Raw genomic sequence first — 17,902 nt, forward strand, 5'->3', positions numbered from 1 at the left:
CGACCAGTCCGCCTTTTTCTCCGAAGTTGAAGATTGGCGAAAGCCTGAGCGACATCCGATCTCCCCCTTTGCGGGGGAGATGGCCGGCAGGGCAGAGGGGGGTGTGAAGGATCGTGGCGGCGAAGGTTATCGCCTCTTGATCACAAGCTTCATCTGCTTATTCGTATCCCTCCCCACCCCCGCCTCCGCGCACGCCTCCGACCGTGGCCACGTCCTGCTCCTGCCGACCGGCTACTATCTGGTCGGCGGCGCCTTCGGCGTGGCCATCAGCTTCCTCGTGCTGGCGCTGCTGCCTGCGGATTTGCTCGACCGTTTCTGGCGCCGGCGCCTGCCGTTGTTTGCCCTCAGAGACGCCACCCGCGCCGCCATCAGCCTGCTATCCTTCGCCGGCTTTGCAATTCTCATCGCCGCCGGCCTTTTCGGCAGCCGCGACCCGCTTTCCAACCCGCTGCCCCTGGTGATCTGGACCTTGCTCTGGGCTGGCCTCACGCTGTTGCAAGGCCTCTTCGGCGATCTCTGGTCATGGCTGAACCCCTGGTATGGACCATGGCGTCTCACCTCGCGCCTGTTCGGGACCGGGGATCACGGAGCATGGCGCCTGCCCCGATGGGTCGGCTGCTGGCCGGCTGCCATCCTGTTCTTCGCCTTCGCCTGGTTCGAACTCATCGATCCGGCGCCCGACGATCCGGCACGGCTGGCTTTTGCCGCCGGCCTATATTGGCTGTTCTCTTTCCTCGCCATGCTGGCGTTCGGCTATCGCGGCTGGAGCCGCAGCGGTGAATTCCTGACGGTCTTCTTCTCGATGGTGGCGCGCTTTGCCATGGTCGAACGCAGCCAAGATGGCCGGCTTGGCCTGTGCTGGCCCGGCGCCAAGCTGCTGGCCGCGGAGCCCTTGCCGGCCAGCGGCATAGCTTTCCTGCTACTAGCCCTGTCGTCGGTATCCTTCGACGGCCTGTCGAAGACCTTCTTCTGGCTCGGCCTGTTCGGTATCAACCCACTCGAATTTCCCGGCCGCACCGCGCTGATCGGCAGCGGCACTTTCGGGCTGATCCTGACATTCGCGCTGCTGGCCGCGGTGTTCCTGCTTGCCGTCCGGCTCGGCCAGCGTCTTGCCGGCAGCGATCACACTCTCGGCCAGGCCGCAGGCCTGCTGGTGTGGTCGATCGTGCCGATCGCGCTCGCCTATCACGTTGCGCATTATCTGACGGCGCTGCTCGTCGACGGCCAATATGCGCTCGCGGCACTTTCCGATCCGTTCGCGATGGGCTGGAACCTGTTCGACACCGCCGACATGCAGATCGAGACCGGCATCGTTGCGGGGGCGGACTCTGCGTGGTGGCTGTGGAATATCCAGGCCGGCGCCATCATCCTGGGCCATGTGCTCGCCGTCCTCGTCGCTCACGGCTTCGCCTGGCGCCTGCACCCACAGCCCTCCCGCGCGGCACTCAGCCAGCTCCCGCTCACCTTGCTGATGATCGCCTACACCGTCTTCGGCCTCTGGTTGCTTGCCACGCCGACCACAGGGTGAGAAAAGGCGACCAACATACCTTCGGGGAAAGCCCGCTTGCCACGTCGGGGCTTTGGTGATTTAGTTTGTATACATGCGATTTTTTGCCTCGTTACAGCCAGTCAAAACTCAAGAACAGGGGAACTGCCGTGACTGACAAGAATGGGTTTTTCGATCTCTCCAGATCCACGCTCACCCGCCGCACGGCGCTGAAGGGTCTGGCCGCGGGCGCCGGCCTCGGCCTGGCCCCCGGCTTCGTCCGCTATTCCCAGGCGCAGAGCTCGGCGCCGATCAAGATCGGCTTCCAGTCGCACCGCACCGGCATCGGCGCTGCCTACGGCCGCTGGTACGAGAAGACCACGGCTGCCGCGGTCAAGGCGATCAATGCCGCCGGCGGCATCAACGGCCGCCAGGTCGAGGTGATCATCGAGGACGACGGCACCGATCCCGGCCGTGGCGCCGAGGTGGTCGGCAAGTTCGCCACTCAGCACAAGACCGACATCGTCTTCGGCACGCTGTTCTCGCATGTCGTCATCGGCTCGGCGCCCGCCGCCGGCGAAAACAAGATGCCCTATTTCGTCGTCAGCGAAGGCCATCACGTCGCCTCGACAAAGCTGAACCGCTATGTCTTCCAGCCCGGCATCACCGACGTGAAGAGCCAGATCCAGTCGATGGCGCCGTGGATCGCGGCCAATGCCGGCAAGAAGGTGACGCAGATCTTCCCCGATTTCGCCTTCGGCTACGACCATCGCGACTACCTGCCGCCGGCACTGAAGGCGCAAGGCGCCGAGGTCATCGCGCAGATAGCCATCCCGCCGACGGAATCGTCCTTCACCAAATACTTCCCGCAGATCCCGGCCGAGACCGAGGTGATCTACCACGTCATGGTCGGCCCGGCCGTGCTCACCTTCGTCAAGGAGCTCGGCGAGTTCTACGGCTCCAACCGGCCGCAACTGTTCGGCTTCATCGATTCGCTCGAGGCCACCGACATCAACAGCCCCGGCCTCGAATTCCTCGACGGCAGCCATTTCTGGGAAGGCTCGCCGCGCTATGCCCAGGCCGATGATTCCGAAGCGCAGAAGGCCTATCGCGCTGCTGTCGGCATCGACGACGATGGTGCGGCCGTCGGCGACCCCAAGGACGTCTCCACTGCCGCGCACATGTTCGGCTGCTGGGAGACGCTCTACGTCGTCAAGAAGGCGATGGAAGATGCCGGCTACAAGGGACCGGAAGACCGCGCCAAGCTGGTCGAGGCGACCGAAGCCCTGACCGAATTCGCCGAAGGTGCCGAGCATCCGCAGGGGCCGAAAACCTTCAACGGCAAGATCCACCAGTGCTTTGGCATCCAGAACATCTCCAAGGTCGAGGGCGGCAAGCTCAAGGTCGTGCACAAGACCAAGATCGAGGACGGGCTTTACGAGGCCGAGGGGGATTATACGACGCAGGCGCTGTGAGGCTTAGCTTCAGCAGCGTGAGCGCCAAGGCACCCCCCTCTGTCCTGCCGGACATCTCCCCCGCATGGGGGGAGATCGGCAGTTCGTGCGGCGGCGCCCATCTGCGAGCGTTGATGGTTGGCGAAACCAGTGAGGACATCCAATCTCCCCCCTTGCGGGGGAGATGTCCGGCAGGACAGAGGGGGGTGCCTCGCGCATCCGCCGGTGCGTAGCCGATGCACTTCGGTCCCCACCTTCTCCTCGCCGCCCTCGAAGGCCTCGTCACATCCGCGGTGCTGGCGCTGACCGCGCTCGGGCTGTCCCTGGTGTTCGGCGTCATGCGGGTGGTCAATGTCGCGCATGGCGAGTTCTTCATGCTGGGCGCGGTGCTCGCCTGGGCGATCACCACGGCCATCGGCGGTCACCCTGTGCTCGGCTTCCTGGCGGCGCTGGTGATTGCGCCGCTGATCGTCGGCGCCATTGCGCTGGTCGCCGAACGGCTGGTGCTGCGCCGGCTCAATTACAATCCGGAAGCCACCATCGTCGCCACCATCGGCATGCTCTACATCATCCAGCAATTGGCGCTGACTTTTTACGGCCCGGAGGCGCGGCCGGTGGAGCCGCCGTTCAGCTACCGCATCCTTTTGCCTTGGTTCGGTTACTCCGGCTACAAACTGTCTGTTATCGCCGCTTCCGCGCTGCTGCTCACCGCGACATGGCTGGTGCTGACGCGCACCAAGATCGGCCTCGTCATGCGCGCCACGCAGTATGACAGCGAGACGGCGCAAGCCTTCGGCATCCCTGTCGGCCGTGTCTATGGCTGCGTCTTCGCGCTCGGCGCCATGCTGGCGGCCATTGCCGCGGTGCTGATCGTGCCGATCAGCCAGGCGCATTATCTGATGGGACAGGATCCGCTGCTGCTCTCCTTCATCGTCGTCATCATCGGCGGCCTCGGCTCGCTGCGCGGCACGGTCGTCGCCGCCGTGCTGATCGGCCTCTCCGACGGCATCATCTCGATGTTCTTCTCCCCGACTTTGGCCAAGATCATCGCCACGCTGCTGGTCGCGATGGTGCTGGTGTTCCGCCCGCAAGGCCTGTTCGGGACGGCATCGCGATGAGCGAAGCTTCGCCGGCAAAAGCCTATGCCCTGCATCTCGGCGTCATCGCGCTGCTCTTCGTGCTGAGCTTCCTTTTGCCGGAGTATTATCACGGCCTGCTCGCCCGCATCATGGTGCTGGCGGTGTTCGCCATGGGCTACAACATGCTGTTCGGCTATGTCGGCCTGCTCAGCCTTGGCCATGCCATGTTCTTTGCCGCCGGTCTCTATGGCGCCGGCCTTGCCGTCATCCAGCTTGGCTGGGGCGTACCAGCGGCATTTGCCGCTGGGATTGCCTGCGGTGCGCTCCTGGCGCTGGTGATCGGCCTGCTGGCGCTGCGCACCACGGGTGTCGCCTTCATGATCGTCACCATGATGTTCGCCCAGGTTTTTTATCTCCTCATTCTTTATTTCGCGACGTGGACTGGCGGTGACCAGGGCATGGTCGTCCCGCAGCCGGCGCGGGTGCTTAGCTTCGGCACGACATCGCTCGAGCTCACCAATCCAACGGTGCGCTACTTGACAGCGCTCGGGCTGTTTTCGATCGTGCTTCTCGTCAAGTTGGCCATGGTCCGCTCCCGCTATGGCCGCGTGCTGGTCGCCATCCGCGAGAACGAGGAGCGGACGAAGATGCTGGGATACGACACTTTCTCCAACAAGCTCGCCGCCGTCGTCATCTCCGGCACCATCTGCGCGGCGTCGGGTGCCGCCTATGCACTGCTGTTCGGCTATGTCGGATCGAGCTTCGCCTCGGTGCAGTATTCGATCCTGCCGCTGCTGTGGGTGCTGCTGGGCGGTGCTGCAACAACGCTCGGGCCGCTGATCGGCACGTTGTTCATGTACTATGTCATTGATATCACCAGCGGCTACACCTCCGCCTATTTGCTGATCGTCGGCATTGCGCTCATCCTTTTGGTGCTGTTCTTCCCCAAAGGAATTCTGGGCAGCATCCGCCAGCGCTGGCTCGGGTGGCTGCCATGATGCCGCTTTTGACCACCAAGGGCCTGTCGCGCAACTTCGGCGGCCTGCGCGCCGTCGACAATGTCGATTTCGCGCTGATGCCCGGCGAAATCCGCGCCGTGATCGGCCCCAACGGGGCGGGGAAAACCACCTTCGTCAGCCTGGTCAGCGGCCGCATCCAGCCGTCTGCCGGCATGATCGTCTTCGACGGCGCCGACATCACCAATCTGCCTGCCTATGTCAGGGTCCGCAGGGGTATCGCCTACACCTTCCAGCTCACCAGCGTCTATGCCAACCTGTCCGTTTACGCCAACGTCGCGTTGCCCGTGCAGCTGACGCTGCGGCATGGCCATTCCAAGAGCGCGATACAGGCCGCTGTCATGACCGCGCTCGAACGCACCGGCCTGGCCGATCGTGCCCACATGCCGGCCGGCCAATTGTCCTACGGCCATCAGCGCCTGCTGGAAGTGGCGATGGGCCTGGCGCTGAAGCCGCGCCTGCTGATCCTCGACGAACCGACGCAAGGCCTGGCCGACTCTGAGATCGACAATTTCATCACGTTGGTGCGCGAGATCGCCAAAAATGCCACCGTGCTTCTGATCGAGCACAACATGCCCGCGGTCATGCAACTGGCCGACCGCATCACCGTCTTCAACGCCGGCAAGATCCTCGCCGAAGGCACGCCCGAAGCAATCCGCGGGAACGTGGCGGTGCAGGAAGCCTATCTGGGGACCGCCCCATGACCGAGACAAACAAGGCCGAGGCGACGTCTCAAGCACTCACCATCTCGGGGCTCGACTGCTTCTATGGCGAGGTCCAGGTGCTCTATGGCCTCGACCTGGTGCTGAACAAGGGCGAGGTGCTGTGCCTGTTCGGCCGCAACGGCGCCGGCAAGACGACGACGCTCAAAGCCATCATGGGGCTGGTTCCCTCGAGCGCCGGCTCGATCAGGCTCGACGGTCAGGAATTGACTCGGCTACCGGCACATGAAGTGCCCAAGGCCGGCGTCGCCTATGTGCCGCAGGGAAGGCGGCTGTTCGCCGAGATGACGGTGGCGGAAAACATCGAGATCGGCCTGATGGCGCGCGGCAAGGGCAAGGCGACGCGTGAAAATGTGCTCGACCTCTTTCCGCTGCTGCGCCAGCGGCTGCGGCAACGTTCAGGCACACTGTCCGGCGGCGAACAGCAGATGCTGGCGATGGCACGCGCACTCTGCCTCGAACCGCAAGTGCTGCTGCTCGACGAGCCGACGGAGGGCCTGATGCCGTCGATGATCGCCAAGATCCGCGAGACGGTGTCGAAGCTGCGCGACATGGGGGTCTCGACGATCCTGGTCGAACAGCGCGTCGATGCGGTGCTTTCGGTCGCCGACCGCGTTGCCTTCATCGAGAACGGCCGCAATCGCGAGACGGTCGATGTCGAGGAATTGCGTGCCGACCCGTCGGCGGTGCGCCGTTATGTCGGCGTGGGCTGATCAGCCGAAGAACAGAAAACCCGTTACCAAAAATGTCGGGATCAGCACCAGGCCCGACCATGCCATATAGCCGAAAAAGCCCGGCATCTTGACGCCGCGATGCCTGGCGATGGCGTAGACCATGAAGTTCGGCGCATTGCCGATATAGGTGTTGGCACCCATGAACACCGCGCCTGCGGAGATCGCCGCCAAAGTCGAGGCGAATTCCGTCATCAGGTGCCGGGGGTCGCCGCCGGCAAGCTCGAAGAACACCAGATAGGTCGGCGCATTGTCGAGGAAGGATGACAGCGCCCCAGTCAGCCAGAAATAGGCGAGGTCATTGGGCCCGCCCGAAGGCGAAGTGACGAGGGCGACCAGCGGCGCCAGCGCGCCCTCATGGCCGGCCCTCAGGATAGCGACGACCGGCACGATGCAGATGAAGATGCCGGCAAACAATTTCGCCACCTCCGATATCGGACCCCAGTTGAAGCCGTTGGCTTCGCGGTATTCCTTGCGCGAAATGGCAAGTGAAAAGAGGGCAAGCGCCAGGATGAGAGCGTCGCGCACCAGGTTCTGCAGTTCCAGGCTGACCCCGCACACGGAGAAGCTGACGCCCGGCTTCCAGGTTGCCGACAGCAGGATGGCGCCGATCACGCCCGCCAGCAGCGGAAGGTTGGCCAGGCCGCGCAGACGCACCTTGGTATCCGGTGTCGGATCCTTGATCTTCGGCGCGCCAGCCTCGCGCCGGTGCAGGATGATGTCGATGCCCAGGAAGACGGTCAGCACGGCACCGCCGACGAACAGCGTCTCGCGCCAGAGGTTGGCGGTCGTCCAGAAGAAATCGACGCCTCTGAGGAAGCCGACGAACAGCGGTGGATCGCCCAAGGGCGTCAGCGAGCCACCGATGTTGGAAACGAGGAAGATGAAGAAGATCACGACATGGGCGTTGAACGGACGGTTGTCGTTGGCGCGGATGATCGGCCGGATCAGGATCATCGAGGCACCGGTCGTGCCGATCACCGATGCCAGCAGCGCGCCGACCAGCAGCAGGCCTGCATTCACCAGCGGCGTGCCGTGAATGTTGCCGGCAATGAGAATGCCGCCCGAAATGGTGAACAGCGCAAACAGCAGGATGATGAACGACATGTATTCGGTGAGCAACGCATGCAGTACCGCTTCGGTCGCTGTGGGGACACCGAAGGCAACCGCCAGCGGCAGGACCACCAGAGCGCCCCAAAGGGCCGCGATCTTGCCGTAGTGATGCTCCCAGGCATGAGGAAACAGCAGCGGACCGGTGGCGATCGACAACAACAGCCCGGCAAAGGGCAGCGCCCACCACAGCGACATCGAAGCGCCGGGCAGGCCGTGTTCCTCCGCCGCGAAAGCTTGTGCCGGAAACAGCGTAGCGGCAATTATCGCAGCGCATGCAGCCAACAGGGGAATCGGATATGAAAAAGGCCCCCTCATCCGGCCGCTACGCGGCCACCTTCTCCCCGTTGGGGAGAAGAGACGAGCTTCGGCGCCGGCAGCCTCCTCTCCCCTAGGGGAGAGGTCGGATCGCCCCGAATTGCCCTTCGCAATTCGGCTGGCAATCCGGGTGAGGGGGACCTTCACCGAAGGCGACAATCCTGCCTTTAAACATCGGATCTCTACCTGTTGCCCCACGATCCGTTCAATCCGACAAAGGGTCTTCGAGCGTCACGCCGGCGTCGCGCATGCGCTGCAGCATGGCATGGAGCGAGCCGTTGAGATCGATGCCGCGGCAGGCATCGAGCCGCACTATGGTTTTAAAGCCCTGGCTAACGGCGTCCAGCGCCGAGAAGGCAACGCAGAAATCGGTCGCCAGCCCGACCAGGGTCAGCGTGTCGATGCCGCGCTCCCGGAGGTAGCCGGCAAGGCCGGTCTGTGTCGTGCGATCGTTTTCGAAGAAGGCCGAGTAGCTGTCGATATCAGGCCGGAATCCCTTGCGGATGACGAGTTCGGCCTTGGTCCAGGCGAGGCCGGAATGGAAATCGGAGCCCAAGCTGCCCTGGATGCAGTGGTCCGGCCACAGCGTCTGCTGGCCGTACGGCATCTCGATCATGGTGAAGGGATGCGCGCCCGGATGGCTCGAAGCGAAGCTGGAGTGACCGGCGGGATGCCAGTCCTGCGTCAGCACGACATGGTCGGTTCGTCGGATCAGGTCGTTGACCAGCGGCACGATCTCGTCGCCGCCGGCAACCGCCAGCGCGCCGCCGGGACAAAAGTCGTTCTGCAGGTCGATGACGACAAGCGCTTCGTCGGCCATGGGCTTTCCTCTTCCGTATGCAGGCTCCAGTGGAAAATGCCGCTGACGCGACCGGAGGCAGAAACTTGACCAGATGGCCGGCTGCGTCAACCTCTCGGGACATAACAAATGCGTGCCGGTCAAGCGGCTGCAAACTCGGGCTTTGACAAATCCTGCCGTCTTGATATCATTTGCATACGAATGAATTTTCCCGGCGTCGATGCCGGCAGGCCTTTCGAAACACCGGTTTCTGGAAGACCTCTTTTCTGGAAGGCAAAGCGTGATCCGTTACGCGAAACCCACCTCGGTCGACGAAGCGCTCGCTTTGCTTGGCGAGGGCGCCTGGCGCATCCTTGCCGGCGGCACCGATTTCTATCCGGCACAAGGCAGCAAACCGTTCCGCGACAATGTTCTCGACATTAACGGCCTGGGTTCGCTGCGCGGCATTGCCGAGACGAGCGATCATTTCGTCATCGGCGCGCGCACGACCTGGACCGATATCGCCCGCCATCCCTTGCAGCCGGCCTTCGACGCCCTGAAGCAGGCGGCGCGGGAGGTCGGCTCGGCGCAGATCCAGAACGTCGCCTCGGTGGCGGGCAATCTCTGCAACGCCTCGCCTGCCGCCGACGGCGTGCCGGCCCTGCTGGTCCTCGACGCCGAGGTCGAGCTGCGCTCGGTGGCAGCCACGCGGCACCTGCCGCTGCAGGACTTCATTCTCGGCAACCGCCGAACGGCTCTGCTGCCCGGTGAGATGGTCACGGCCATCCGCGTGCCGAGACCCGCTGCTACGGGCATGTCGGCTTTCGTCAAGCTCGGCGCGCGCCGTTATCTCGTCATTTCCATTGCCATGGTGGCGGCACGTCTGGTCGTCGAAAACGGCCTTGTCCGGCAAGCGGCGGTCGCCGCCGGCTCCTGCTCGGTGGTGGCCAGGCGGCTGGCCGGCGTCGAAGCCGCGTTGTGCGGGCTGCCGGCGGATGGCGGACTTGCCTTTGCGGTCCTGTCCGCGCCGATGAGCGAACTGTCGCCGATCGCCGATGTGCGCGGCAGCGCCGAATACCGGCTCGATGCGGTGCGCGAGATTGTTGCCCGCGCCGTGCTCGCGGCTGTGGGCCGGACGACTGGCGAAGAGGTGGCGGCATGAGCCAAATTCAGCCTGACGCGCGTGAAGCCTTGCCCGATCCGAGCAGTGCCCAGCCAGGCTTCGGCGCTGCGCGCGCCGATATCGTCTTCGAGGTCAACGGCGCCGCCGTCTCGGTCAATGTGCCGCCGCTGCGCCGGCTGTCTCTGGTGCTGCGCGACGAACTGGGGCTGACCGGCACCAAGGTCGGCTGCGATGCCGGCGATTGCGGCGCCTGTACGGTGCTGGTCGACGGCGATCCCGTCTGCGCCTGCCTGATGCCGGCGGCTTCCGCTGCCGGCGCATCGGTGACGACAGTCGAAGGGCTTTCCAACGGCCGGCTGTCGGCGTTGCAGGCCTCTTTCCTCGCCTACGGCGCCGCGCAGTGCGGGATCTGCACGCCCGCCCTGTTGGTTGCGGCGACGGCGTTGCTGGAGAAGAAGGCGAGCCCCACCGAGGTCGAGGTACAGGACGCGCTCGGCGGAATTCTGTGCCGCTGCACCGGCTACCGGAAGATCATTGCCGCAGTGATGGATGCCTCCGTGCAGGCAGTAAGCCTGGATTTCCGCTTGCCTCCATCCGGCCACGCGATCGGCTCCTCGCCGATCCGACTCGACGGCGTGCCGAAGGTCACCGGGGCTGAGAAATTCGGCGGCGATTCCTTCCCCGCCGATGCGCTGGCCGTGCTGGTGGTCCGCTCGCCGCATTATCACGCCGCTTTCGCCTTCGGCGACCTCGACGGCTGGGCGAAACAGCATCCTGGCATCGCCGGGGTCTTCACCGCCGCCGACATTCCGGGAAAGAACTGTTTCGGCGCTATCGGCCCATTCGCCGACCAGCCGGCGCTGGCCGAAGGTTTTACTCGTCTTCGCGGCGAGGCGGTGGCGCTGGTCGCCGGCGAGCGCGAGGCGATCCTCGATCTCGATTTGTCGGATTTTCCTATCCGCTGGAGCGAACTGCCGCATTTTCTGCAACCCGCCGAAGCGCAGGCCGAAGGTGCGGCGCTGATCCATGAAAGTCGGCCGGCGAACCTGCTCACCTCCGGCCTGGTCGAACGCGGCGACCCCGAGACGGCGCTTGCCGGCGCTGCGTTCACCGTGTCCGGCGCCATCGACACCTCCTATGTCGAGCACGCCTATATCGAACCGGAAGCCGGCTATGCCTATCTGGACGGCGACACGCTGGTCGTCGTCGCCTGCACCCAGGCGCCCTATATGGACCGCGACGAGACGGCGAAGGTGCTCGGCCTTGCCGTCGACAAGGTGCGCATCGTGCCGACCGCGACCGGCGGCGGTTTCGGTTCCAAACTCGACGTTTCGTTGCAGCCGCTGATCGGCCTGGTGGCGATGAAGACGGGGCGGCCGGCGGCACTTGCCTACACCCGCACCGAATCGATGATCTCGACCACCAAGCGCCATCCGGCCGAGATGAAAGCGACCATCGGCGCCGATGCCGACGGCCTTGTCACCGGCATGATCTTCGAAGGTGACTTCAACACCGGCGCGTATGCAAGCTGGGGGCCGACGGTGGCCAACCGCGTGCCGGTGCACGCCTCCGGACCCTATGCGACGCCGAATTACCGGGCCGAAGGCCGCGCCATCCATACCCATGGACCGATCTCCGGCGCCTTCCGAGGCTTCGGCGTGCCGCAAGCGACGATCATGCAGGAGACGCTCTATGACGAGCTGGCCGGCAAGCTCGGCATCGACCGGCTCGACTTTCGCTTGAGGAACTGCCTTCGAAACGGCTCCGAAACGGTTACCGGGCAGCTTCTGGAGTCCGGCGTCGGCATTGCCGAATGCCTGGAATCGCTACAGCCGCATTGGGTGCGCGCGACGGCTGATGCGGATGCATTCAACCGTGCCAACAGGGATAGAAAGCGCGGCGCTGGCGTCGCGTCCTGCTGGTATGGCTGCGGCAACACCTCGCTGCCCAACCCGTCGACAATCCGGGTCGGCATCGCGGCTGACGGCACGGTCATCTTGCATCAGGGCGCCGTCGATATCGGCCAGGGTTCGAACACCGTTATCACCCAGATCTGCGCCGACGCGCTCGGCCTGCCGCTTGAGAGATTCCGGCTGAAAAGCGCCGATACGGCGATCAGCCCCGATGCCGGCAAGACCTCGGCCTCGCGCCAGACCTTCGTCACCGGCAAGGCGGCCGAAAAGGCCGGCCGCGCCTTGCGTGAAAAGATCCTGCGCTTTGCCAATGTTTCCGAAAACGCAGCCCTGCAACTCGACGGCCCGGCGATCGTCATCCGCGAAGGCGAAGCTGTCCGCCGCATGGACCTCGCCTCGCTCGACGTGGACGCCGAAGGCTTCGTCTTCCGCGCCGAGGAGACCTACGATCCGCCGACGCTGCCCCTCGACGCCAAGGGCCAGGGCAACCCATACGCCGTTTACGGCTATGGCGCGCAGATCGCCGAACTGGAGGTCGACCTCAAGCTCGGCACGGTGAAGCTGCTGAAAATCACCGCCGCGCACGATGTCGGCAAGGCGATCAACCCGCTGCTGGCCGAGGGCCAGATCGAAGGCGGCATCGCGCAAGGCATCGGCATGGCGCTGATGGAAGAGTATATCCCCGGCCGCACCGAGAATCTGCACGATTACCTGATCCCGACCATTGGCGACGTGCCGCCGATCGAGACCATCCTGATAGAAGTTCCGGATCCGGAAGGACCCTTCGGCGCCAAGGGGCTGGGCGAGCATGTGCTGATCCCGACGGCGCCGGCAATCCTCAATGCCATCCGCCACGCCACCGGCGTGCTGGTCACCAAGATACCGGCGACGCCGACGCGTATCCGCGCTGGCATCCGCGAAAAAGATGGTATCCGCGAAAAGGAGGCACGCCGATGAGCGAGCTTGCCGAGCGCTTCGAAACCCATGATCCCGGCGAGAAGCAGGTGGCGGAGAAGATCCGCTGCGATGCCTGTCCGGTGATGTGCTACATATCGGATGGGCGCACCGGCGCCTGCGACCGCTACGGCAATGTCGGCGGCAGGATCGTGCGGATGGACCCGCTGACGATCCTCGATCATGCGGCCGAGACCGGCGCGGCAATCGTGCCGTTCATTGCCGAAGGCGAGGCATGGGACGGCGAACTGGTTAACACCGGCCGCCGCTTCGTCACGGCAATAGGCGCCGGCACCACCTATCCCGACTACAAGCCGGCGCCGTTCATCGTCAGCCAGGAAGTCGAAGGCGTCGATCTCGTCACCGTGGTCACCGAAGGCATTTTTTCGTATTGCGGCGTCAAGGTGAAGATCGACACCGACCGTCATATCGGACCCGAAATGGCTGTCGTGCGATCGCAAGGCGAAGCGATCGGCCATGTCACGACGGGAGAATATGGCTCGCAGATGCTGTCGCTGGGCGGTGTGCATCACCTGACCGGCGGCTCCAAGGCCGAGGGCCGCGCCACCTGCGACGCTCTGCTCAATCTGTGCAACCGCAAGCCGGTGGAATTGGCCATCGACGGCGGCGCCACCATAACAGTCGAAGCCGGCAAGGCGCCTGTCATCGACGGCAAGCAGGAACACCGCATGCGCGTCGGCTGCGGCTCGGCCACCATCGGCATGTTCGCCACGCAATGGCGCGGTCTGGTCGACGAGGTGGTGGTGGTCGACGACCACATCACCGGCGTCGTTTCCGAGCACCAGGCTGGCAAGGTGCTGGACTGGCAGGAAACGGGTATAAAAATAATCGGCCGTCGTTCGACGCCGGGCCGCTATTTCAAGGTCTCCGAACCCGGCCTAGGCTGGGGCGGCACCAGCATTTCCGACCCACTGTCGATCCTCGGCGAGTGGAACGTCAAGAAGGGCGCGCGGCCGGGCCTGTCGCTGCTGATGGTGTCGACCACCGGCGAGCAGTTCGCCTATTACGAACTCGATGACGATCTGAAGCCGGTGCAAAAGCGTTTTCCCGAAAGGCTGCAAAAGTCCGTCGAGTTGATCGAGGACAATTGCGAACCGGCTTTGTGCACCGTGCTGTTCATCGGCGGCGCCGGCGGTTCGCTGCGTGCCGGCGTCACCGAAAACCCGGTCAATCTGACCCGTTCGGTGCAAGGCCTGACCACCTATGTGACGGTCGGCGGCGCGCCGGTCTATGTCTGGCCGGGCGGCGGCATCACGCTGATGGTCGATGTCACACGAGTGCCGGAAGGCGCCTTCGGCTATGTGCCGACACCGGCGCTGGTGGCCCCGATCGAGTTCACGCTGCGCCGCGACGACTATGTCAGGCTCGGCGGCTACGAGGCCGAGATACGCAGCGTCGAGGACATTGTCGCAAAAGGCGGTGAGTACCTGAATCCGCGCCGCGGCACAGGCGCCGAAGCCAACAATCCATGGCCGCCACTCGCGCAGCTACGTCGTGCTGGCCCGAACGGGGCCGGGTGATGCAAGGTCCGCAAGCCCATTGGCTGCAGGACGGCAAGCGGCTGCATCTCAACCACGGGCCGATCGACCTGATCGTCGAGGTTTTTGGTGAGGCGGATGAATGCCGCCGAGCCTATGAACAAGCCGTAGCGCGGTTCCAGACGATCCTGATGGAACTGGTCGAGGAACTCCCCGAATTGCGGCTGCCGGCGTTTTTCCTGGCGCCGCGCACCTTCGCCGGCCCGACGGCGCGCCGCATGGAGGCAGCCGTCATGCCCCTGGCGGAATGCTTCATAACACCGATGGCCGCCGTCGCGGGATCGGTAGCCGACGAAATGCTCGCTGCATTGCTTGAGGGTCGCAAGCTCGATCGCGCCTATGTCAACAATGGCGGCGACTGCGCAATCCATATCGGCAGGGGACAGTCGATGGGATTGGCGGTCGCCGGCACCGGCAACGGCATGGCCGACCGGATCACGATCCGCGCGGAAGATGGCGTTCGTGGCGTTGCCACCAGCGGCTGGCGCGGCCGCTCCTTCTCGCTTGGCATTGCCGACGCCGTCACCGTGCTCGCGCGGACTGGCGCCGAGGCCGATGCGGCGGCGACCCTCATTGCCAACGCAGTGGACCTGCCCAGCAATCCCGCCATCAGACGCATTTCCGCACATGAACTGTCGCCCGACAGCGATCTTGGCTCGCGGCTGGTGACCCAAGACGTCGGCACGCTTGCACCTGGCGAAGTGGCGCAGGCGCTGGACAATGGCCTTGCCGTCGCCGAAGATTTTCGCCGGCGCGGCCTCATTGCCGGATCGGCGTTGTTTCTTGGCGGTGAGGCCCGCATCAGTGGCTCGGTTGCGCTTGCCGCGCCCAACAAAAGTTCGAGGGAGGAGGTTGCCCATGCCTGAGTTTCCGATCCGCAAGATCGCGGTGCTGACCGAAGAGATTTTTCACGAGGGCGGGCCGGTGGCCAGGGTGCCGCGCCGCCGCGCCGCCGCTCTTGCCGTGGTGAAGAATCCGTTCGCCGGGCGCTATGTCGAGGAGCTGCAGAGCGCCATGGATGATCTAAAGCCGCTCGGCCTGCTGCTCGCCGACCGGCTGATCACGGCCCTCGGCGGCGATGTGAAACAGATCGACGGCTATGGCAAGGGCGCCATTGTCGGCACAGCAGGCGAACTCGAGCACGGCGCGCTCTGGCATGTGCCCGGCGGCTACGCCATGCGCGAGCGGCTCGGCGACGCCAAGGCGATCGTGCCCTCGGCCAAGAAGGTCGGCGCTTTCGGTTCGAAGCTCGACGTGCCGCTCGGCCACATCAACGCCGCCTATGTGCGCAGCCATTTCGACGCCATGGAAGTCGGCATGTCCGATGGTCCGCGCCCCGACGAGATCCTGTTCTGCCTCGCCATGACCTGCGGCCCGCGCATCCACGATCGCATGGGTGGTCTCGCGGCCGATGACATCAAAGCCTGGGATGGCTTGCGGTGAGCGGCGAGGACAATCTGCTCAAGCTGGTCGAGGTCGAGGCGCCGGACGACCAGGATTACCTCCTGCAGGAGCAGGTCGGCTTCATCCTGCGCAAGGCGCATCAGCGCCATGTCGCGATCTTTGCCGCGCATATCGGCGACCTGACGCCGCCGCAATTCGCGGCGTTGGCCAAGCTGCGTGACGTCGGCGAGACCTCGCAGAACCAGCTCGGCACGCTGATCGCGATGGATGCGGCGACGGTGAAGGGCGTCATCGACCGGCTGAAGGCGCGCGGCCTTGTCGAGCTTTCCAGGCACGAGGTCGACAAAAGACGGCTTCTGGTCAATCTGACCGCGGCAGGCCGCGATGCGATCGAGCGCCTGATCCCGCTGGCGCGCGAGATCACCCAGGAGACGCTGGCGCCGCTCTCCGCCAAGGAGATCGCCACCTTCATGAAGCTGCTGGTGAAGCTGGCTTAGAGCGGCGCTGCCGCGAGAATGGGCCGACTAGCAAGGCCTTATGTAATATAGCTGTCGGAGAAGAGTTCGCCTCAGGCGAATGCGGTTAGCTCGTCGCTTGTCGATTGACACCAAAGATGATTGGATCGATCAAAACGGGGGCGTTTGTGGGGCAGCTTGTTCAAGGCGACGACGGATCGCCCGTAGAGGAGGTCGGCGCCTGGGCCAAAACTAAGCACGAGTATCTATGTCGTTATGTCGACATCAGCCGTGGCGTCCGATCAAAATGGCTCGATCACGGAAAGGCTGGAGCAACTCTGATTGATCCGTTCTGTGGACCGGGCAGATGCAGGATTCGCGGCACCAATGAGTTCATTGATGGCGGTGTGGTTGCTGCCTGGAAGAAGAGTGCGGACAGCAGAACGCCATTCTCTGCGGTATATATCGGAGATATCGAACCCGGGCGGGTTGAGGCTTGCAAGAAACGGCTACAAGCGCTGAACGCTCCGGTCGTGGCTTTCACGGGTAATGCTGTTGCCACCATCAAGACGGTCGTCGGCGTTGTGAACCCTCATAGCTTGAATTTCGCATACCTGGATCCTTACAACCTGGAGACGCTCAACTTCGAGATGATCAGCACGCTGTCAGACCTTCGGTACGTCGACATGCTTGTACATGTCAGCCAAATGGACCTGCAGCGGAACCTCGACAAATACTCGTCGGGCGACTCGACGGTGTTCGATGCCTTCATTCCTGGCTGGCGTGACGCCATCAAAGCGGGAAACGCCAAGGCAACACGCCAGGCAATTTTGCGTTATTGGTCGGAACTTGTTGGACGACTCGGCGTATGGCCCTCCCCCGAACCCAAGCTAGTAACCGGACCCGGCAACCAGCCGCTATATTGGCTTCTGCTAGCCGCCAAGCATGAACTCGCTCTGGCGTTTTGGAAGGTCGCTGCCAACAACCAAAGACAGGGCAACCTTTTCTAGGCGGTAGCTGACGGCATCTCATCGTAGATACGACCATTGAGCATACGACCGGCGGCTTTCTTATTATTGCCTCCCCACTGCTTGAAGAAGAATGCCGTGCCCGCGCGTCGGCACATCGTTTCGATCTCGTCGACCCAGTGAGGATTCATATCCCGTGCCCCTGGCCCGCTTTCACCGCCAACGATTGCCCATTGAATACCGGTGAGATTGGCACCGGCCACAGATCCAATCAACGGCTCTAGAGAAACGAACCGGATTGCTGCTGGCACTCGGCGAAGGTCATCGAGTCTGCCCAGCACTCGATGGTCTTCAACGCTGGTCCCGAGCCAGACATTCGGCAGAACGGGAAAGTCGCCACGCGTCAGAACCTTGGCCATGACTTCCGGGCGCTTCGTTAGAATCTGATAAGTATGCCGTGGCGTCTCTTCCATCACAGCCCATACCTGCCGAATGAAATCGGCTGGCACATCGACATGAAAGAGATCGGACATCGAGTTCACGAAGACGCGGCGTGGTTTTGACCAAGTTGCGGGGATCGACAGCGATTTCGGATCGGTGATGACTTTGCCGGTCCACTTCGCCCGGCCACCCGTCTTCCGTGTTAAGCCCTGGTACTTGTTCATGCCCATGGCATCTAGTCGTGCCGCCATGCGCATCGCGTAGCAGTTCGTACAACCGGCGGTCAGGATCGTGCAGCCGGCCACCGGGTTCCACGTCGCGTCGGTCCATTCGATCGAAGTCTCAGCCATAGGAAGATTCTCCTTCACGTTGATGGTTAATTCAAGGTGAT

The 17,902-nt window shown here is 63.8% G+C and carries 16 protein-coding genes; 13 read left to right on the forward strand and 3 right to left on the reverse strand.

The features are described from left to right. Positions 1–79: 79 nt before the first annotated feature. From NKI66_RS13685 to NKI66_RS13710, 6 genes are all read left to right on the forward strand, one after another. Positions 80–1,528 (forward strand): hypothetical protein, encoded by a 1,449-nt coding sequence (locus NKI66_RS13685; RefSeq protein ID WP_352751918.1) that lies wholly within the window; start codon positions 80–82, stop codon positions 1,526–1,528. Between the two features lie 128 nt (positions 1,529–1,656). Next, positions 1,657–2,961 (forward strand): ABC transporter substrate-binding protein, encoded by a 1,305-nt coding sequence (locus NKI66_RS13690; protein WP_352751920.1) that lies wholly within the window; start codon positions 1,657–1,659, stop codon positions 2,959–2,961. A gap of 215 nt (positions 2,962–3,176) precedes the next feature. Further along, the gene (locus NKI66_RS13695) at positions 3,177–4,058 is read left to right on the forward strand and encodes a branched-chain amino acid ABC transporter permease (RefSeq protein WP_352751922.1); all 882 of its coding nucleotides are present in this window, start codon (positions 3,177–3,179) and stop codon (positions 4,056–4,058) included. Beyond that, complete coding sequence (locus NKI66_RS13700) at positions 4,055–5,017, forward strand: branched-chain amino acid ABC transporter permease (RefSeq protein ID WP_352751924.1); 963 nt, start codon at positions 4,055–4,057, stop codon at positions 5,015–5,017. The genes NKI66_RS13695 and NKI66_RS13700 overlap by 4 nt, the downstream gene beginning before the upstream one ends. Continuing rightward, the gene (locus tag NKI66_RS13705) at positions 5,014–5,739 is read left to right on the forward strand and encodes an ABC transporter ATP-binding protein (protein WP_352751926.1); all 726 of its coding nucleotides are present in this window, start codon (positions 5,014–5,016) and stop codon (positions 5,737–5,739) included. Before NKI66_RS13700 ends, NKI66_RS13705 begins: the two co-directional genes overlap by 4 nt. Next, entirely contained in the window at positions 5,736–6,470 is a 735-nt protein-coding gene (locus tag NKI66_RS13710) for an ABC transporter ATP-binding protein (RefSeq protein WP_128304203.1), read from the forward strand. Before NKI66_RS13705 ends, NKI66_RS13710 begins: the two co-directional genes overlap by 4 nt. Here the strand turns inward: NKI66_RS13710 and NKI66_RS13715 are convergent, their stop codons facing one another. Next, positions 6,471–7,916 (reverse strand): sodium:proton antiporter, encoded by a 1,446-nt coding sequence (locus NKI66_RS13715; protein ID WP_502900938.1) that lies wholly within the window; start codon positions 7,914–7,916, stop codon positions 6,471–6,473. It lies immediately after the preceding gene. Positions 7,917–8,121: 205 nt separating this feature from the next. After that, positions 8,122–8,736, reverse strand: a complete 615-nt coding sequence (pncA, locus tag NKI66_RS13720; RefSeq protein ID WP_352751930.1) for a bifunctional nicotinamidase/pyrazinamidase — start codon at positions 8,734–8,736, stop codon at positions 8,122–8,124. Between the two features lie 259 nt (positions 8,737–8,995). Here pncA and NKI66_RS13725 point away from each other — a divergent pair, with 259 nt between their 5' ends. The 7 genes from NKI66_RS13725 (at position 8,996) to NKI66_RS13755 (ending at position 17,112) form a co-directional block, all read left to right on the forward strand. Beyond that, complete coding sequence (locus NKI66_RS13725) at positions 8,996–9,856, forward strand: FAD binding domain-containing protein (RefSeq protein WP_352751932.1); 861 nt, start codon at positions 8,996–8,998, stop codon at positions 9,854–9,856. Further along, positions 9,853–12,687: a molybdopterin-dependent oxidoreductase gene (locus NKI66_RS13730; RefSeq protein WP_023810737.1), complete on the forward strand. Its 2,835-nt coding sequence runs from the start codon at positions 9,853–9,855 to the stop codon at positions 12,685–12,687. The genes NKI66_RS13725 and NKI66_RS13730 overlap by 4 nt, the downstream gene beginning before the upstream one ends. Then, on the forward strand, positions 12,684–14,225 hold the full coding sequence (locus tag NKI66_RS13735) for a 6-hydroxynicotinate reductase (protein WP_352751934.1): 1,542 nt from the start codon (positions 12,684–12,686) through the stop codon (positions 14,223–14,225). The genes NKI66_RS13730 and NKI66_RS13735 overlap by 4 nt, the downstream gene beginning before the upstream one ends. Further along, positions 14,225–15,109 (forward strand): UPF0280 family protein, encoded by an 885-nt coding sequence (locus NKI66_RS13740; protein WP_023810739.1) that lies wholly within the window; start codon positions 14,225–14,227, stop codon positions 15,107–15,109. Before NKI66_RS13735 ends, NKI66_RS13740 begins: the two co-directional genes overlap by 1 nt. Continuing rightward, positions 15,102–15,686, forward strand: coding sequence for an amino acid synthesis family protein (locus tag NKI66_RS13745; protein ID WP_023810740.1), 585 nt, complete (start codon positions 15,102–15,104; stop codon positions 15,684–15,686). The genes NKI66_RS13740 and NKI66_RS13745 overlap by 8 nt, the downstream gene beginning before the upstream one ends. Next, positions 15,683–16,144 (forward strand): MarR family winged helix-turn-helix transcriptional regulator, encoded by a 462-nt coding sequence (locus NKI66_RS13750; protein WP_023810741.1) that lies wholly within the window; start codon positions 15,683–15,685, stop codon positions 16,142–16,144. The genes NKI66_RS13745 and NKI66_RS13750 overlap by 4 nt, the downstream gene beginning before the upstream one ends. Before the next feature lie 116 nt (positions 16,145–16,260). After that, a complete protein-coding gene (locus NKI66_RS13755; RefSeq protein ID WP_031213061.1) occupies positions 16,261–17,112 on the forward strand; it encodes a three-Cys-motif partner protein TcmP in 852 nt (283 codons plus the stop codon). Here NKI66_RS13755 and NKI66_RS13760 read toward each other — a convergent pair. Next, positions 17,109–17,861 carry a DUF5131 family protein gene (locus NKI66_RS13760; protein ID WP_023810743.1) on the reverse strand — a complete coding sequence of 251 codons (753 nt, stop codon included), beginning with the start codon at positions 17,859–17,861 and terminating at the stop codon, positions 17,109–17,111. The genes NKI66_RS13755 and NKI66_RS13760 overlap by 4 nt on opposite strands. Between the last annotated feature and the right edge of the window lie 41 nt (positions 17,862–17,902).

The organism is Mesorhizobium sp. M0518 (assembly GCF_040321125.1).
Taxonomy (GTDB): Bacteria; Pseudomonadota; Alphaproteobacteria; order Rhizobiales; family Rhizobiaceae; genus Mesorhizobium.

Excerpts from the sequence above, each read along its gene's own strand:
- NKI66_RS13685 (WP_352751918.1), top strand. The coding sequence starts at position 80 with ATGGCCGGCAGGGCAGAGGGGGGTGTGAAGGATCGTGGCGGCGAAGGT.
- NKI66_RS13695 (WP_352751922.1), top strand. The coding sequence starts at position 3,177 with ATGCACTTCGGTCCCCACCTTCTCCTCGCCGCCCTCGAAGGCCTCGTC.
- NKI66_RS13700 (WP_352751924.1), top strand. The coding sequence starts at position 4,055 with ATGAGCGAAGCTTCGCCGGCAAAAGCCTATGCCCTGCATCTCGGCGTC.
- NKI66_RS13705 (WP_352751926.1), top strand. The coding sequence starts at position 5,014 with ATGATGCCGCTTTTGACCACCAAGGGCCTGTCGCGCAACTTCGGCGGC.
- NKI66_RS13710 (WP_128304203.1), top strand. The coding sequence starts at position 5,736 with ATGACCGAGACAAACAAGGCCGAGGCGACGTCTCAAGCACTCACCATC.
- NKI66_RS13715 (WP_502900938.1), bottom strand. The coding sequence starts at position 7,916 with ATGAGGGGGCCTTTTTCATATCCGATTCCCCTGTTGGCTGCATGCGCT.
- pncA (WP_352751930.1), bottom strand. The coding sequence starts at position 8,736 with ATGGCCGACGAAGCGCTTGTCGTCATCGACCTGCAGAACGACTTTTGT.
- NKI66_RS13730 (WP_023810737.1), top strand. The coding sequence starts at position 9,853 with ATGAGCCAAATTCAGCCTGACGCGCGTGAAGCCTTGCCCGATCCGAGC.
- NKI66_RS13735 (WP_352751934.1), top strand. The coding sequence starts at position 12,684 with ATGAGCGAGCTTGCCGAGCGCTTCGAAACCCATGATCCCGGCGAGAAG.
- NKI66_RS13740 (WP_023810739.1), top strand. The coding sequence starts at position 14,225 with ATGCAAGGTCCGCAAGCCCATTGGCTGCAGGACGGCAAGCGGCTGCAT.
- NKI66_RS13745 (WP_023810740.1), top strand. The coding sequence starts at position 15,102 with ATGCCTGAGTTTCCGATCCGCAAGATCGCGGTGCTGACCGAAGAGATT.
- NKI66_RS13755 (WP_031213061.1), top strand. The coding sequence starts at position 16,261 with ATGATTGGATCGATCAAAACGGGGGCGTTTGTGGGGCAGCTTGTTCAA.
- NKI66_RS13760 (WP_023810743.1), bottom strand. The coding sequence starts at position 17,861 with ATGGCTGAGACTTCGATCGAATGGACCGACGCGACGTGGAACCCGGTG.